16 protein-coding genes are annotated in these 14,736 nt (G+C 56.9%); 10 read left to right on the top strand and 6 right to left on the bottom strand.

Annotated elements, in window-relative coordinates:
* Positions 1-73 precede the first annotated feature (73 nt).
* The 4 genes from CU103_RS05975 to CU103_RS05990 all read right to left on the bottom strand — a co-directional run bounded on the left by CU103_RS05975 (position 74) and on the right by CU103_RS05990 (position 3,632).
* Complete coding sequence (locus tag CU103_RS05975) at positions 74-805, bottom strand: DUF2259 domain-containing protein (protein ID WP_245448627.1); 732 nt, start codon at positions 803-805, stop codon at positions 74-76.
* Positions 802-1,476 carry a ribulose-phosphate 3-epimerase gene (gene rpe, locus CU103_RS05980; protein ID WP_106663008.1) on the bottom strand — a complete coding sequence of 225 codons (675 nt, stop codon included), beginning with the start codon at positions 1,474-1,476 and terminating at the stop codon, positions 802-804. Before rpe ends, CU103_RS05975 begins: the two co-directional genes overlap by 4 nt.
* Before the next feature lie 66 nt (positions 1,477-1,542).
* Entirely contained in the window at positions 1,543-2,550 is a 1,008-nt protein-coding gene (locus CU103_RS05985) for a P1 family peptidase (RefSeq protein WP_106663009.1), read from the bottom strand.
* Complete coding sequence (locus tag CU103_RS05990; protein ID WP_245448629.1) at positions 2,550-3,632, bottom strand: branched-chain amino acid ABC transporter substrate-binding protein; 1,083 nt, start codon at positions 3,630-3,632, stop codon at positions 2,550-2,552. The genes CU103_RS05985 and CU103_RS05990 overlap by 1 nt, the downstream gene beginning before the upstream one ends.
* Positions 3,633-3,855: 223 nt before the next feature.
* Here CU103_RS05990 and CU103_RS05995 point away from each other — a divergent pair, with 223 nt between their 5' ends.
* From CU103_RS05995 to CU103_RS06030, 8 genes are all read left to right on the top strand, one after another.
* Positions 3,856-4,311, top strand: coding sequence for a flavin reductase (locus CU103_RS05995; protein WP_106663322.1), 456 nt, complete (start codon positions 3,856-3,858; stop codon positions 4,309-4,311).
* A 79-nt stretch (positions 4,312-4,390) separates the two neighbouring features.
* Positions 4,391-5,269, top strand: a complete 879-nt coding sequence (locus CU103_RS06000; RefSeq protein WP_425350573.1) for an AAA family ATPase — start codon at positions 4,391-4,393, stop codon at positions 5,267-5,269.
* A gap of 1 nt (position 5,270) precedes the next feature.
* Positions 5,271-6,503, top strand: a complete 1,233-nt coding sequence (locus CU103_RS06005) for a vWA domain-containing protein (RefSeq protein WP_106663011.1) — start codon at positions 5,271-5,273, stop codon at positions 6,501-6,503.
* Between the two features lie 21 nt (positions 6,504-6,524).
* On the top strand, positions 6,525-6,857 hold the full coding sequence (locus tag CU103_RS06010) for an XdhC family protein (protein WP_106663012.1): 333 nt from the start codon (positions 6,525-6,527) through the stop codon (positions 6,855-6,857).
* A gap of 2 nt (positions 6,858-6,859) precedes the next feature.
* Positions 6,860-7,573, top strand: coding sequence for an XdhC family protein (locus tag CU103_RS06015; RefSeq protein ID WP_106663323.1), 714 nt, complete (start codon positions 6,860-6,862; stop codon positions 7,571-7,573).
* Complete coding sequence (locus CU103_RS06020) at positions 7,570-9,189, top strand: NTP transferase domain-containing protein (RefSeq protein WP_106663013.1); 1,620 nt, start codon at positions 7,570-7,572, stop codon at positions 9,187-9,189. Before CU103_RS06015 ends, CU103_RS06020 begins: the two co-directional genes overlap by 4 nt.
* 10 nt (positions 9,190-9,199) lie before the next feature.
* Entirely contained in the window at positions 9,200-10,078 is an 879-nt protein-coding gene (locus CU103_RS06025) for an alpha/beta hydrolase (RefSeq protein WP_425350569.1), read from the top strand.
* A 122-nt stretch (positions 10,079-10,200) separates the two neighbouring features.
* Complete coding sequence (locus CU103_RS06030; RefSeq protein ID WP_106663014.1) at positions 10,201-10,626, top strand: hypothetical protein; 426 nt, start codon at positions 10,201-10,203, stop codon at positions 10,624-10,626.
* A 29-nt stretch (positions 10,627-10,655) separates the two neighbouring features.
* Here the strand turns inward: CU103_RS06030 and CU103_RS06035 are convergent, their stop codons facing one another.
* Entirely contained in the window at positions 10,656-11,582 is a 927-nt protein-coding gene (locus CU103_RS06035) for a diacylglycerol/lipid kinase family protein (RefSeq protein ID WP_106663015.1), read from the bottom strand.
* A 70-nt stretch (positions 11,583-11,652) separates the two neighbouring features.
* On the bottom strand, positions 11,653-12,951 hold the full coding sequence (locus CU103_RS06040; protein ID WP_106663016.1) for a glucoamylase family protein: 1,299 nt from the start codon (positions 12,949-12,951) through the stop codon (positions 11,653-11,655).
* Between the two features lie 130 nt (positions 12,952-13,081).
* On the opposite strand from CU103_RS06040, the gene CU103_RS06045 reads away from it, so the two are divergent.
* Both CU103_RS06045 and CU103_RS06050 read left to right on the top strand, forming a co-directional pair.
* On the top strand, positions 13,082-13,777 hold the full coding sequence (locus CU103_RS06045; protein ID WP_106663325.1) for a fumarylacetoacetate hydrolase family protein: 696 nt from the start codon (positions 13,082-13,084) through the stop codon (positions 13,775-13,777).
* A 312-nt stretch (positions 13,778-14,089) separates the two neighbouring features.
* Positions 14,090-14,569, top strand: coding sequence for a hypothetical protein (locus CU103_RS06050; protein ID WP_106663017.1), 480 nt, complete (start codon positions 14,090-14,092; stop codon positions 14,567-14,569).
* Positions 14,570-14,736 lie beyond the last annotated feature (167 nt).

Here is a 14,736-nt window from a genome sequence, read left to right on the forward strand (position 1 = left end):
GGTGTTTATGGGCTTGAGGGCGGTCTAGCAGACCGGAGCCGTTCACTCAACGCTGCTCTTTTGGGATGCGGCGCTATTGGCGTTTGGTGACAGCCAGCCAGCGATAGTCCGGGCCTTCGAAGCCCATTCCGCGGACGGCAATCATGACCGCTATCACCCGCTGTCCGTTGGGCGGGTAAAATGTCTGGACAGCGCCTATGCTGTAGCCTTGGGGGCAGCCGCGGCTTGCCGGTATCGATGTATCTTCATGCAGCAATTCAGGCTTGGCGTTTGCCCCGTCCTCGAGAAGCGTCAGGCGGAACCCTTTGATTTCACCGATGTTTTGGCACGTCTCGCTGGCCGGAACCGGGACTTCCTCAAGCTGCACGGTCAGTGCCGGGTCGATGGCCGGAAAGACCGGGCGTGGATTGACCTTGACCTTGTATGGATCGGCCGAGAGCTCGGTCACGGGATTGGCGGCGACCGTCTGGCCGGCATTCGCCCGCAGTTCCTCATCGGTCAGCGAGGTCACGCCCTGCGCATCCAGACTGGCCTTGTTGCGGGCGTTCTCGAGCGAAGAATTCTCGTCGTCGAGCCTGACGCGGACCGGTGTCTTGGCGAGAAACTTGTCTCCCTCCGTGTCGATGTAGAACCGGTTCGAATAGGGGAAGCCCGAACCGTCCTGCACGCCATATTCTTCGAAAGCAAAGACGCTGCCATCCTTGGAAAAGCCGAGAATATCAAGCTTTGCCGCGTCTCCGGCCTGCGCCGCGATCGGCCACGAAGTCACGAGCAAGGTGACGAGGGCGCGGCGGAAACCCATCATGATCCTGTCACGCATGCACTGCGGATGAGGTCTATATTGGCGCGGTACGCGGCTTCGGATCCGCCCTTGTAGATGGCGGAACCGGCGACGAGCGCATTGGCCCCAGCCGCGGTGACCAGCGCCGCCGTTTCGGCGGTGATGCCGCCATCGACTTCAAGATCGATCGGCCGACTACCGATCATCGCCTTGATTTTGCGTATCTTTTCCTGCGTTTCCGCGATGAACTTCTGGCCGCCAAAACCGGGGTTGACCGTCATGACGAGGATCAGGTCCACATCGTTCAGCACATATTCGATGACCGATTCAGGGGTCGCGGGATTGAGCGCGACGCCAGCCTTCTTGCCGAGGGTGCGGATTGCCTGCAGCGAGCGATGCAGATGCGGCCCCGCCTCCGCATGAATGGTGATAATGTCCGAACCGGCCTTGGCAAAAGCCTCGAGATAGGGATCACAAGGCGAAATCATCAGATGCGTGTCGAATACGGCATCGGTCAGCGGACGGATGGCTTTGACCACTTCCGGGCCGAAGGTGATATTGGGGACGAAGTGCCCGTCCATGACGTCGATGTGTATCCAGTCTGCGCCGGCCTGTAAAACGGTGGTGACTTCCGCGCCAAGCTTGGAAAAGTCCGAAGCGAGTATGGACGGTGCGATGACGAGCGGACGGCTCATGGAGGATCTCCCGTAAGAATTTGTGCGCCGGTTACCACGGGTGACACCGTGGCACAATCGAAACCATCAGAGCCGTGACCGCCAAACCGGGAAGGGATCGTTGTCCGCAGGCGTTGCGGTATATACACCGCGCGCGATCGCACGCGCCATCGTTGAGGCCGCAGTGGCGCAAAGGTCAATGAATTCAGCGGCTTCTGGTGTTCTTCCGCTGGTTCCGGTGGCGAGCGTAAAAACCAGATCGCCGTCGAAAGGAGTGTGCGATGGCCAGATCGCCCGGGCAAATCCATCATGGGCGGCGATAGCGAGACGCTTGGCCTGCGCATTGGTCAATATCAAATCGGTGGCGACAACGCCGATCGTGGTATTCGCTTGAGGCGCTGGATCGTTGAACTTTGTCTTGATCTCGACAGCATCGGCAGGAAGCGGATGCGGCGGGCCAAGCCCGCCAAACTCGTCGCCGATTTCGAACGGCGCAGCCCAGAAATGCCTGCTTTTTCCGACAGTTACGGAGCCCAATGCATTGACGGCCACCAATGCGCCCACGGTCGTTCCGTTTTCCAGAAATGACGAAGCGGAGCCGAGGCCGCCCTTCAATCCCGCAACGGTTGCACCCGTTCCGGCACCGACCGTGCCGAGGTCAAAATCACGCGATGCCGATTGCGCGGCAGCGTAGCCAAGTTCGCGGTAGGGCGGGTAGCGTCCCCATTCCTTGTCGCCGCCATTCAGAAGATCGAACAATATTGCAGCCGGGACGATGGGGATACGTTGCGTGCCGACTTCAAAGCCGATGCCCTTTTCGCGCAAGGCGGCCTGAACGCCGGACGCCGCATCAAGCCCGAAGGCTGATCCACCCGATAGAACCAGCGCATTGATCGCCTCGACCGTATTGTGCGGCTCTAGAAGGTCTGTTTCCCGTGTGCCCGGCGCGCCGCCGAGAACCTGGACGGCGGCAGTCGCGGGCATATCGCAAAGAATGACGGTGCTGCCGGACTTGATCCTGGCGTCCGAGGCATGGCCCACGCTCAAGCCTTCGACATCGGTGATGAGATTGCGCAGACCGGTCTTGATACTCATCAGTTGGTCTCCAGCACGAACTGGGTCCCATCATACTTCTGCAAGCGGTATGTGTCGGCAATCCGCTCTCCGGTCGTATTGAACTGTACCGGTCCAAGCGCCGTATCGAAAACATTCTTGCGGAGGAGTTCCGTCAGCGATCCGGCTTGCGCCTGCGCCGCGGTTAGGACCTGGATCGCAACTTCTGTGGCAGCGTAGGCCGGTACGGTATAGCCTTCCGGCACCTTTCCAGCGAGTTCGATGCCATTCCTGGCGTTACGCGCGCTTTCCAGCATCTGCGGCTCACGCGGGGCAATCATCAATGTGCCGGGGGCAAGGTCACTGCCATTGCCTTTGGCATTCAACGCTTCACCGCTGGCGATGATCAGGGGGTAGCCAAGCGCCACGGCACTTCGGCCGATGGCAGCTACGTCGTCGCGTTCGCCGCCGACGAATACCTGGGTTGCGCCGGCACGTTTCAGGCGCGCAACCAGTGCATTCTGATTATCGAGACCGGGACGATAGGTATCGGCGAAGACCGGTTTCAAGCCCTTCTCCTCAAGTCGGCCGCGCACACCGGATGCGAGTTCGCGCCCAAAGATCGTGCCATCATCGATGATGGCGAAGGGTGCCGAGTGCCAGAGTTCCGCAAGAATATCGCCGGTTTCGTTTGCTTCGTTGCGGTCCGATTGCGCAATCCTGAAAACGGGGTAAGGCTGTGCTGTCCGCAATTCCGTCAATGTCTGCGACCGCACCCCGGGTGTGATGACGGGGATACCCTTTTGATTCAGGATGGGCAGGGCTGCTTCGAGCGATTCAGCGCAGAGAAAACCAATGACGAGCGTCACATTGGCCTGAACCATCTGCTTTGCGGCTGCTGTGCCACCCGCGGCATCACATTTGTCGTCGGCCGTGGCGATTGAGATCGTCTGGCCATCCTTGTTTGCAGCAACAGCAACGTTCACCCCATCCACCAATTGTGCACCGAGGCGCGCAAAGGAACCGGAAAGCGGCGCAATGACGCCGATCTTGTCTTCCGCATATGCGACACTGCAGAACAACAGGCAGAGGCCAAACGTTGCGGTGCGTATCATGGAATTCATTGCGAGAATGCCGTTTCCCTTTGGGTGATATGATCTACACGTTTTCGGTAACCGTTTCCTTCACTCTGCGCAATCTAGGTCTATATAAAAGGAAGATATCGGAAAAAATAATCTGCCCCTATGGTTGAGACGCGTGTTGCGATAGTGATGGTTCAGACAACGGAATAGAATTGTGCTTATTGCCAAAGATCAGAAGATAGAGCCGCTCGCATTTCGTAATGCCATGAGCCATTTTGCCGAGGCGGTCCACATCTTGACCACGGATGGTCCGGCTGGGCGCCGTGGTGTGACGATTTCGGCAGTATGCTCGGTTTCGGACAATCCGGCGACCATGCTGGTTTGCCTCAACCGCAGCCATGAATTCAATCATCTCTTCATCGAAAATCAGGTATTTGCGCTAAATACCCTGTCAATCGGCCAGCAAGCACTTTCTGAAGCTTTTTCGGGGAAGGGCGAGCTTTCCCAGCAAGACAGATTTGCGCTCGGACGCTGGCAAACGCTCCAGACCGGAGCACCCGTGCTGATGGATGCACTGGCGAGTTTCGACTGCCGCATTATCTCAACGCACGAAGTTGCAACGCATTATGTGATCTATGGCAAGGTCACCGCGCTCAATACAGGTGAGCCCGGCCGCTCTTTGATCTATCTCAACCGCTCCTATCACAGTGCAGGAGACTAAGTCGTAAACGCTTATAGGAAGCAGAGACAATATGGCCGCAAAGTCAGTTTCGTCGTTGCCGCAATCAATCGAGGACACGATGGCCCTGCTTGAAGCAGGGGGCTATGTCGCGGACCGTTCTCTGGCAACAGTACTGTTTCTCAGTCTGCGCATGAAACGGCCGCTTTTCCTCGAAGGTGAGGCGGGCGTTGGCAAAACCGAGATCGCCAAGGTGCTTGCAGCAACGCTGGACCGGCCATTGATCCGCCTGCAATGCTACGAAGGGCTGGACGTATCTTCGGCCGTCTATGAGTGGAACTATGCAGCACAGATGATCGAGATCCGACTGGATGAAGCAAGCGGCAAAGTCGATAAATCGGCCATTGAACGCAATGTCTTCTCTGAAAAGTTTCTGATCCGCAGACCCGTCCTGCAGGCGCTGTCGGGTGAGCCAGGCAAAGCACCGGTCTTCCTGATTGATGAGCTTGACCGGACGGACGAGGCTTTCGAGGCGTTCCTGCTTGAGGTGCTGTCGGATTTTCAGGTCACGATCCCCGAGCTTGGTACGATCCGATCGGCCGAGCCGCCAATTGTGATCATCACCACAAACCGGACACGTGAAATTCATGACGCCCTGAAACGCCGGTGTCTCTACCACTGGGTGGACTACCCGTCTGCGGAGCGGGAGCTTGAAATTGTTCGCCGCAAAGTACCGGCTGCCAATGAAAGGCTGTCGGATGAAATCGTCCGCTACGTGCAGAAACTGCGCGATATGGATCTGTTCAAGCTGCCCGGTGTTGCTGAAACGATCGACTGGGCGGGGGCGCTGACGGAAATGGACAAGCTCGCTCTCGATCCTGAAACGGTGTCGGATACGATTGGAGTTCTGCTTAAATATCAGGACGATATCGCCCGGATTTCAGGCGGCGAGGGCCGGCGCATCCTGGACGAGGTGAAAGCTGAATTGAGCGCGGCGTGATATGGAAACGTTCGCCTCATCACCCGGGATAGCGCGGTCCGACAGCCGGCTCGCGGACAATATCGTGTATTTCGCTCGCACGCTGCGCAAGGCCGGATTGCGAGTTGGTCCGGCATCGGTCCGGGATGCCATTGAGGCCGTCCTGGCGGGAGGGATCGGCTCCCGTGACGATTTCTATTGGACGCTGCACAGCGTTCTCGTCACGAGGCGCGAAGATCACGCAACTTTTGACGAGGCGTTCCGGCTCTATTGGCGCTCCCGTGAATTGATCGAGAAAATGCTCGCCATGTTCTCGCCCGTCGCCATGGCGCGCGAACGGCCAAAGGCAAGAGCGGCGGAAGCCCGTGTTGCCGAGGCCCTCTTCAAGGGCGGTTCACGCAACGAACCGGGTGAACGGCCGCCGGAGGTCGATATCGATGCGCGATTTACGTTTTCAGGCAAAGAAGTGCTTCGGACAAAGGATTTCGCACAGATGTCGGCCGAAGAACTTAACCAGGCACGCCGTGCAATGGATCAGCTGGTACTGCCCGTCGACAAGGTAGAGACGCGGCGTTTCCGCAATGATCCCAAGGGCGGACGGATTGATCCGAGAGCGATGATGCGTACCAGTCTGCGCACGGGCGGCGATCTCATTCTCCCGAGATTCCGCACGCGGCGGGAAATGCAGCCACCGCTGGTCGTCCTTGCTGATATCTCCGGTTCGATGAGCCAGTATACCCGCATCTTTCTGCATTTCATGCATGCGATGATGGCGAAGCGCCGTCGTGTTCATTGTTTCGTTTTTGGCACGCGCCTGAGTAACATCACGCGGCCTTTGCGCTCCCGTGATCCCGATGATGCCATTGCCCATTGCGCTGGTGTCGTCCAGGACTGGTCGGGCGGTACGCGCATCGGCGAGACGCTGCGAGAGTTCAACCGGCATTGGTCGCGCCGCGTGCTTGGCCAGGGTGCGGTGGTATTGCTGATCACCGACGGACTGGAGCGTGAAGAAACCAGCGGGCTCGAAGCGGAGATGGAACGTTTGTCGAAATCCTGCCGGAGGCTGATCTGGCTCAATCCATTGCTCCGCTTTGAAGGTTTTGAGCCGCGTGCGCGTGGCGTAAAAGCTATGCTTCCCTACGTTGACGAATTCCGCGCCGTACACAATATGGATGCATTGGACGACTTGTGTAGAGCACTCAGCCGTCCGAATGACAAGAATGACGACCCGAAGCGCTGGTTGCACCGATATTGAAGTTTGTGGTACTGTCATACAATGCAAAGTCCTTCTGAAGAAATACGAGATCCGCTGCTGATCGCCGAGGGCTGGATGGCCGAAGGCCGTGATGTGGCAATCGCCACCGTCGTCGAAACATGGGGCTCGGCCCCGCGCCCGGTCGGGAGCCATCTGGTGATCGACGAAGCGGGAAACTTTGAAGGTTCGGTTTCCGGTGGATGCGTCGAGGGCTCAGTGATCACCGAGGCGATGGAGGTCATCAGCCAGGGCAAACCGCGCATGCTGGAATTCGGTGTCGCCGATGAGACGGCGTGGCAGGTCGGGTTGTCCTGCGGCGGACGTATCAAAGTCTATGTTGAACGGCTGGGTTGAGCGTGGATCCGTATTGCCTCAAGAAACTCAACGAAGAACGCCGTGCTCGCCGCGCGGCTGTTCTGTTGACCGATCTTGGCGATGGGCGCGATCGGGTAATCAAGGAGGGTGATCCTGTTGCTGGTCTGCTTGGAGATGCGATCAGGCAAGCCTTCTTGTCCGGGAAATCCATGATTGCCGAGATTGAGGGGCGTCCGTTCTTCCTTAATGTCCATCTGCCGCCTCCGCGCCTTGTTGTGATCGGTGCGGTCCATATCAGCCAGGCTTTGGCGCCGATGGCGAAGATCGCTGGCTATGACATGGAAATAATCGATCCACGTACTGCCTTTGCGACTCCCGAGCGGTTTCCCGGCGTAAAGCTTTTCGCCGAGTGGCCACAGGAAGTTCTCGAAACGCGCCCGCTCGATCCCTACACCGCGGTTGCCGTTGTCACGCACGATCCAAAAATCGACGATCAGGCCCTGGAGCGGGCACTGACGGCCGGATGCTTCTATGTCGGTGCGCTCGGTAGTCGCAAGACGCATGCAAAGCGAGTTGACCGCTTGAAAGCGCTTGGTCTGAGTGACGGGCAGATAGGCCTGATTCATTCACCCATCGGCCTCGATATTGGCGCTGCGAGTCCCGCCGAGATTGCCGTTGCGGTTATGGGTGAGGTTATCAAGGCGTTCCGCGCGAGAGGGCTGCAGGCCACGCGGCAACTGGAAATAACAGCATGATTTTTGGTGAGACTTCCATCGAGGATGCACTTGGCGCCATCCTCGGGCATTCGACGCATGCGGGTGCTCTGAAGTTGAAGAAAGGCCATGTGCTCGCGGTACGTGACATTGAGCAATTGCGCGAAGCCGGGGTAACGAAAGTTATCGCTGCCCGCTTGCAGGAAACCGATATGGAAGAGAATGCAGCTGCCCAGAAAGTAACCCGGGCGCTGCAATGGTTTGGCGTAAGGGCAGGACCAGCTTCGACTGGCCGGGTCAATTGCTATGCGGAAAGAGCCGGTCTCTTCACCGTTGATGCAGATCTGATCCATGCCATCAATGCGATCGATCCGTCAGTGACGATAGCAACCTTGAAGCCGTTCGAGCGGGTCGAGCAGGGGCAGATGGTTGCGACAATCAAGATTATTCCGTTTGCAGTTGCAGTTTCTGTCATGGAAACGATCAGCGAACTGGCACGAAGCCGTACTGCCTTTGGTGTTCATGGCTTCGCCGGGTCACGTGTCGGACTGATACAAACGATGTTACCATCGTTAAAAGCAACTGTGCTCGACAAGACGCGCAGCGTCATCGAAAAGCGGATTGCGGCGAACCATGGATTTTTGACCTCGGAACTGCGTCCAGCGCATGCCAGCGAACCGCTTTCTGCTGCGATACGCGAACTGCAAAAGGCCAATGAAATTGTTATCGTCTTTGGTGCATCCGCGGTTGTCGATCAAGCCGACGTTGTGCCAGCGTCGATCAGAGAAGCAGGCGGAGCCGTCCATCACGTCGGAATGCCGGTCGATCCGGGAAATCTGCTGGTACTTGGCGAACTAGGCGGTAAAGCAGTCATCGGGGCGCCAGGCTGTGCGCGAAGCCCCAAGGAGAATGGCTTTGACTGGGTGCTTGAACGGCTGATGGCGAATGTGCCGGTTACCAAGGCTGATATCGTCGGCATGGGTGTCGGCGGGCTCCTGATGGAAATCCCAACGCGTCCACAACCGCGTGACCCGCGGCCGCCAGCTGCGAGGTCAAACGTGGCGATTGCCGTTCTCGCTGCGGGCCAGTCGACGCGCATGAAGGGGTCCAATAAATTGCTCGCTACCTTCGACGATGTGCCGTTGGTTCGGAGATCGGCCATGACGGCAATCGAAGCAGACGGGCATCCGGTTATCGCTGTGCTCGGCTATATGGCGGAAGAATGCAGTGCCGCACTGGACGGTCTCAACGTCGTGACCGTGCTGAATAAGGACTATGCCAGCGGGCTGGCCTCGTCGCTGCAAACCGCGATCAGGCATGTGCCACCGTCGGCGGATGGCGTGATGATGCTTTTGGCCGATATGCCAGCACTGTCGGCAGCTGATCTGAAATCCATGATCAGCCGGTTTCAGAATGCCGGCGGCCAGTCGGTCGTCAGAGCAACATATGAGGGAAAGCGCGGCAATCCCGTGCTCTTGCCGCGGCTCTTGTTTGACGAGATATTCTCCCTCGCCGGTGATGTGGGAGCGCGGCATCTGATCGAACGCGGTGATATTCCGGTCATCGATGTTGAACTTGGCGAGGCAGCGGCTATTGATGTCGATACACCAGACATGCTGAATCGTGCTGGCGGAACTATCCCTGACACCATCCGATAAGGAAAATCATTTGATCAGGTCTTTACTTCTCGCCGCGCTGGCGCTCGCGTGCCTTTCGAGCGCCGCTTCGGCATTACAGCTTGAACCTTATAAGGACGATCTCTTTTCCTATCCCGGCATTCTGAAATCAGATGACGGTGGCGACTATGTTGTGGTGGAATACAACGAGATGCGCGACATCAACGGCCGTGACCAGGTGCCCGAACGCCGGGTCAAGCAGAATTATGTCTCACTTCAGCCAAAGCGTTCGCAGAAGGATCTTGTTGTAACCACGAATACCGGTCCGGTGAAGGTCATGGCGGCGGGTAAGCTCGATCAGGGCGCTTCCATCATCACCATCTATCTGCATGGGCAAGGCGGCAATCGCCAGCAGGGCATGAATGACTTCACCTTCGGCGGGAACTTCAATCGGCTGAAAAACCTTATGGATCGTAATGGCGGGCTTTATTTGACGCCCGACTTCAGCGATTTCGACGACAGGGGTGAAAGCGAGATAGCCGGGCTCATAAATTATTTCAAATCGCAATCGCCACAAGCCAAACTTATCGTTGCTTGCGGATCAATGGGTGGGGCTCTGTGCTGGCGGCTTGCCCGGGACGCCAAGGCAGCCAAGAGCATTTCCGGTCTCGTCATCCTCGGCTCACTATGGGATGAGAATTTCATCGGGTCGGCAGCGTTCAAGCGGCGCATCCCGGTTTTCTTCGGCCATGGAAGCCGCGACCCGGTCTTTGCGATCGACAACCAAGAGGCCTTCTTTCAGAAAATCCGGGGCTCGGCGAAGGGATACCCCGTGCGATTTCACCGGTTTGAAAGTGGCAATCATGGTACGCCAATCAGGATGATTGATTGGCGCGGCGTGCTGAACTGGATGCTTTCAGTCGCACCCTGATACCCTCCTGTCTGTTGTTGCAATAAAGTCCCATTGTGGCAGTTGTGCCACTAGACAAACAGCGAAAAGCGAATAGTTTCCGGCCATATCCAGTCCTGTGATGAGACTTTGCGGAGAGAGCAATGCGCCTGCCTACCAATCCTTTGAGCCGAATTGCCGCTTTGGCCGTTCTTATCCCCCTGGCAGCGTGCTCAACGACAGGCGAGCCCAACATGATGCCGACGATTCCGACGTTCGCGCCCATTCGTCCGCCTGTAAATTCAGCCCTTGCGGAACCGTGCATTTCAGCGGCAGCCACCAAATATTTCCTGTCTGAAAGCAATATTAAAGCTGTCGACGTCGAGGCCGTTGGTGGTGGTGTAAACCAGGTAAGGCTAAAAGCCGACCTTCGCGACGCCATGTGCACCGTAACCGACAAGGGCAAGGTCCGGTCCGTCGTTGATACGATGCCGAAGAGTGCCGATCAGGTCGCGGCTGAGCAAGCTGCTGCCCAGAAGGCGGCCAACCCTGCTCCAGCGCCCGTCAAAAAGACAAAGAAGAAAAGCTGACCGGCCGCATTCAATTGGACGGCGCGGACTCAACCCGCGCCGTTTTGATTGCTCGGGCCTTCGGACGGCACAAGAACCTGAAGCTCGCCGGCGTGAATGATTATCACGACGTCCTTTGGCAACCGCACCAGTTCACCGTCGATCGTCGCTTTGGCGCCGCGTCGCAACCGCGGAAAGTGCAGTTCTACCTGTTTTGCCGGAATCTCATCGACATCGGGATTGTTGCGCCACGATCCCGTCAGCACCGTGAACGCCAGTTTCATCAGGCCAGCAGGCGTCAACCGGCCCGCAATATAGACGCCAAGCTCGCCGCGATTGACACCCTCTGGCACCGGCAGCATGCCGTGGCCATAGGGATTGTTGGCGATTGAGATCGCCGAAACCGTTCGCTCGATGGGGACACCGTCGATATTCAAGCTCACATCGAACTGCGGCGGATTGCCCATGACCTTGGCAAAGGCGCGCAAACTCGCCAGCCGTTTGCCCCAGCGAGAGCGAAACTCCAAAGTGTTGCGCAGCTTGATTATCTGCGGCTGAAAGCCAATCGAAAATTGGTGGACGAAACTCTCCTCGTTGGCTGTTGAGATGTCGACCGCCTGTATCGTTCCTCCAGCAAGGCTTTCCAATGCAGCGTTCAATTCCAGGGGAATTTTCAATGCCCGCGCAAACAGATTCATTGTTCCAGCCGGTAGCACAGCCAGCGGTACTCCAGCCTTCCATGCAACATCTGCGGCGGCCGAAATGGTGCCATCGCCACCGCCAGCCATCAGCACATGCTCACCGGCCTCGGCAGCGACGTTCTTTAGGGCTTTTATGATATCCTTGCCCGCTACTACTTCACTCTCGAATGTATGCCCGTGCTTTTCAAATATGGTTCTGGCTGTTTCGGAAAAAAGCGTCATGTCCATAGTGCGAAACGTGCCGCCATCACGGTTGAAAACGGCATGGACTTTCATTTCTGATCCTTGATTTTCGGCCGCAGGATTCGATCGGAAGATGATCGTTTACGCCAAGGGAAGCAATGCCTCAGCGGCTGTTTGGTTCCGTTTCCCGTGTCAAGTGAGGGCTGGTAAAGCCAAGCTTCCTCAGCGCATCCCTAATTTCGGGCGCGCTCATGAACAGTTTCCAAAGAAGACCGCTCCGGTGGTTCTCGATCATCGCGACGACCGGCCCTTGGTCAATTGCGAGATACGTTCTGGCAAACCAATTGCTCGTCAGCGAGAATGCGTCAACAAGGCCAAACCGTCCAGTGATCTTGCCATGGGGCAGAGCCAGGAAACGACGTAAAGCGCGCATCGATTCTTCAGGCAGATAGGGAAGGCTGCTCAGTGCCGCGGTGGGTGCAATCAAGCCGAAATCCAATCCCGGCGAGCTGACGACATAACCTCTCGGACCGTGACTTGAAGTCAATCCCCAGCAATCGGACCCATACCCGGTATAGCCATGTGGATTATGCAGGCTGTGCAGATAGTTGATCCGTGCATGACTGCAATTCTGTTGCCAGTAATCCGCATAACGATCTGCAAGGCCACGGGGGTCGATCCCACAGAACGAATAGTGTGCGAAGAAGAGCGGCCCGCCATAATCCGGACCGAGCGGCAGCTTCACGCCGTAATAGCTGCGTCCATTGATGAAGGCACCGTTGGCTGCAAAACCCTCGTGATAAATTTCAGCGTCAATGCCGTAGGAAGGCGAAGCGGCCGCCAGAACGTAGGTGACCAGCGCCTCGTTCCAACCATGTATCGGCACATTCCGCGCCCAGCCGAATTTCGGGCTGTGATGCCAGTAGAGAACCTTTTCAGTGTTTTTGATGTGGGAATTCCACTGAACTGCGTGCCAGAGCCGATTGATTCTGTCGCGGATGCTGGCTTCACCCCGGTCATTTGAAGCAAAATATTGCCGAACGCAGATCAGACCCTGGAACAGGAGAGACGTTTCAACCAGATCCCCACCATCGTCCAGCTTTGTGAAGGGGACGGTCGAACCGTCGGTGCCATTGATAAAATGCGGGAAAACGCCGTTGTATCGCTTCGTGCGTTCAAGTGCTGACAGCATCTTGCCAATGCGTGCTTTTGCCTCGTCGCGCGTGATCCAGCGCCGTTCGACGGCGACGAGGATCGCAATAAACGCGAAGCCAGACCCACCGATGGCGACAAGATCATTCCTCGGGTCGGCAGTTCGTCCAGACCGGTCGCGCGCGAGGCCGCTTTCCGGATGGGAGCCCTCCCAGAAATAGCGAAAGCTTGCCCGTTGTACCTGGTCCAGCAGAATGTCATCGCCATCTTCCGCTGCAGGCGGGTACCGTGGCTCGGATCTCAAATACATGGGGGCGACAGAAATCCTTGCACAGGGCGTTATGCCGGGTTGCATCGGGCGATCGTCTGATCTCTATAGCATGTAGTAGGCGATATTCAGTCTGGAAAACCGCATATCTTGCAATTAGCGAAGGCCGATGATGCAGATAGATCAGTTCGTTTTTGACCCGCTTCCGCAACCGACTTTGAGAGTGGTCGGTTCGGACAAGTTGTTTCCGGTACATCGGATCTATTGTGTCGGGCGCAATTATGCCGACCACGCCATCGAGATGGGGCACGACCCAAACCGTGAACCGCCGTTCTTCTTTCAGAAAAATCCGGATTGTCTTGTAACAGAGGGGCGGGATTTCCCGTATCCGTCCGCAACCTATGACGTGCATTTCGAGATGGAGATGGTGGTGGCGCTCGGAAAGGGCGGAGCTGATATCGACGTAGACTATGCGCTCGATCATGTGTTCGGATATGCCGTTGGTCTGGACATGACGCGCCGCGACCTGCAGGGCGAGGCGAAGAAGCTCGGCCGCCCTTGGGAAGTTGGCAAAGCCTTCGAAGCGTCTGCGCCATGCTCGGCCATCGTGCCTGCTTCGCATATCGGCCATCCGGCCAAAGGTGCCGTCTGGTTGAAAGTCAATGGAATGGAGCGGCAGCGCGGCGACCTCGGTCAACTTATCTGGAAGGTGCCGGAAACAATTGCCTACCTTTCGACGTTGTTCACGCTGCAGCCCGGGGACCTTATCTACACCGGAACGCCAGCAGGCGTGGGGGCAGTAGTGCGTGGTGACGAAATGCATGGCGGCGTGGACGGAATAGGCGAGATACGGGCGCGCGTCGTTTGACATTGATCCGGGAAATACATTTTGCCAGCGAATGGAAAATGTTGCGTCTCTGAAACGGCACGACAGCCAGAAAAAATTTTGATCGCCGTTATGCGGGCGGCGGCTGGTTTGTTTCGCCGAAAAATGAGAAGTTGAGCGGGAAATCGGGGCGTTTCGGCGGAATTTAGCGGCGTGCGGGTCAATTGCGATACGATGCGTTGGCTAAGCAAAATACGCTCGCAAATCTGTGAAGAATGGCGGTGTTGTCTTTGAAAATAAATAGTCTATTGAGGATTATTCGTCGATCACCCTGTGTCTTAAAAGTGCCGTTTCATGAACCACCGCATTCTCTTTGGCTCCTATCCGATTCCCCGCTTCGCCGGGATCGCCAGCCATAATTTTGTTGTCTGGATCGATGAGAAGGGCAGGCCGCTTTACGAGATCAACGGTGGCGCCGCGAATGCCGATGGGAGTTTCAATTATTGCGCAATCCGTGGTCCGTTGACTGCCGTGGTCACTGACTATTCAAAACGCGATCTTGTGTACTGTCCCGAGTTTTATGTGCGACCCACGTCTCGTGCGACGCTGCTGATTGAGGGCAGCTATACATCGATCGCCGCACGCTGGCGTGCTGCCGTTGATGTGGCCGCGCGGATAAGGCTTTCGAACTTGCGGTATTCGTTCCTGATCCAGAACAGCAATTCCGTCGCCACTGCCATTGCCGAAGGGATGGGACTCAGCCCGCCTTCGGCGGCGATTGGCCGGGTCAGGGCGCCTGGAAGCCATCGTCAACTGGTACTCAACCCAACTTAATCAAGAATCGCGCTGGTCATAGGATTGTAACAACAGCGTGTGTAAAATTTGGCCCGCCTTGATGCGTGGAAGTTTAATTTTGTCTCTATTCTGGGCGCAATCCCGCCATTATTACAGCGCTAATGACGCCTTCCCAAATTCCTGGTGAAATTGGCAACTCCTTTAAA

The organism is Phyllobacterium sophorae, from assembly GCF_003010965.1.
In the GTDB taxonomy this organism is placed as follows: Bacteria; Pseudomonadota; Alphaproteobacteria; order Rhizobiales; family Rhizobiaceae; genus Phyllobacterium; species Phyllobacterium sophorae.

What these genes read in the sequence shown, in the direction of transcription:
- CU103_RS05975 (WP_245448627.1), bottom strand. Translation starts at nt 805, where the DNA reads ATGATGGGTTTCCGCCGCGCCCTCGTCACCTTGCTCGTGACTTCGTGG.
- rpe (WP_106663008.1), bottom strand. Translation starts at nt 1,476, where the DNA reads ATGAGCCGTCCGCTCGTCATCGCACCGTCCATACTCGCTTCGGACTTT.
- CU103_RS05985 (WP_106663009.1), bottom strand. Translation starts at nt 2,550, where the DNA reads ATGAGTATCAAGACCGGTCTGCGCAATCTCATCACCGATGTCGAAGGC.
- CU103_RS05990 (WP_245448629.1), bottom strand. Translation starts at nt 3,632, where the DNA reads ATGAATTCCATGATACGCACCGCAACGTTTGGCCTCTGCCTGTTGTTC.
- CU103_RS05995 (WP_106663322.1), top strand. Translation starts at nt 3,856, where the DNA reads ATGAGCCATTTTGCCGAGGCGGTCCACATCTTGACCACGGATGGTCCG.
- CU103_RS06000 (WP_425350573.1), top strand. Translation starts at nt 4,391, where the DNA reads ATGGCCCTGCTTGAAGCAGGGGGCTATGTCGCGGACCGTTCTCTGGCA.
- CU103_RS06005 (WP_106663011.1), top strand. Translation starts at nt 5,271, where the DNA reads ATGGAAACGTTCGCCTCATCACCCGGGATAGCGCGGTCCGACAGCCGG.
- CU103_RS06010 (WP_106663012.1), top strand. Translation starts at nt 6,525, where the DNA reads ATGCAAAGTCCTTCTGAAGAAATACGAGATCCGCTGCTGATCGCCGAG.
- CU103_RS06020 (WP_106663013.1), top strand. Translation starts at nt 7,570, where the DNA reads ATGATTTTTGGTGAGACTTCCATCGAGGATGCACTTGGCGCCATCCTC.
- CU103_RS06030 (WP_106663014.1), top strand. Translation starts at nt 10,201, where the DNA reads ATGCGCCTGCCTACCAATCCTTTGAGCCGAATTGCCGCTTTGGCCGTT.
- CU103_RS06035 (WP_106663015.1), bottom strand. Translation starts at nt 11,582, where the DNA reads ATGAAAGTCCATGCCGTTTTCAACCGTGATGGCGGCACGTTTCGCACT.
- CU103_RS06040 (WP_106663016.1), bottom strand. Translation starts at nt 12,951, where the DNA reads ATGTATTTGAGATCCGAGCCACGGTACCCGCCTGCAGCGGAAGATGGC.
- CU103_RS06045 (WP_106663325.1), top strand. Translation starts at nt 13,082, where the DNA reads ATGCAGATAGATCAGTTCGTTTTTGACCCGCTTCCGCAACCGACTTTG.
- CU103_RS06050 (WP_106663017.1), top strand. Translation starts at nt 14,090, where the DNA reads ATGAACCACCGCATTCTCTTTGGCTCCTATCCGATTCCCCGCTTCGCC.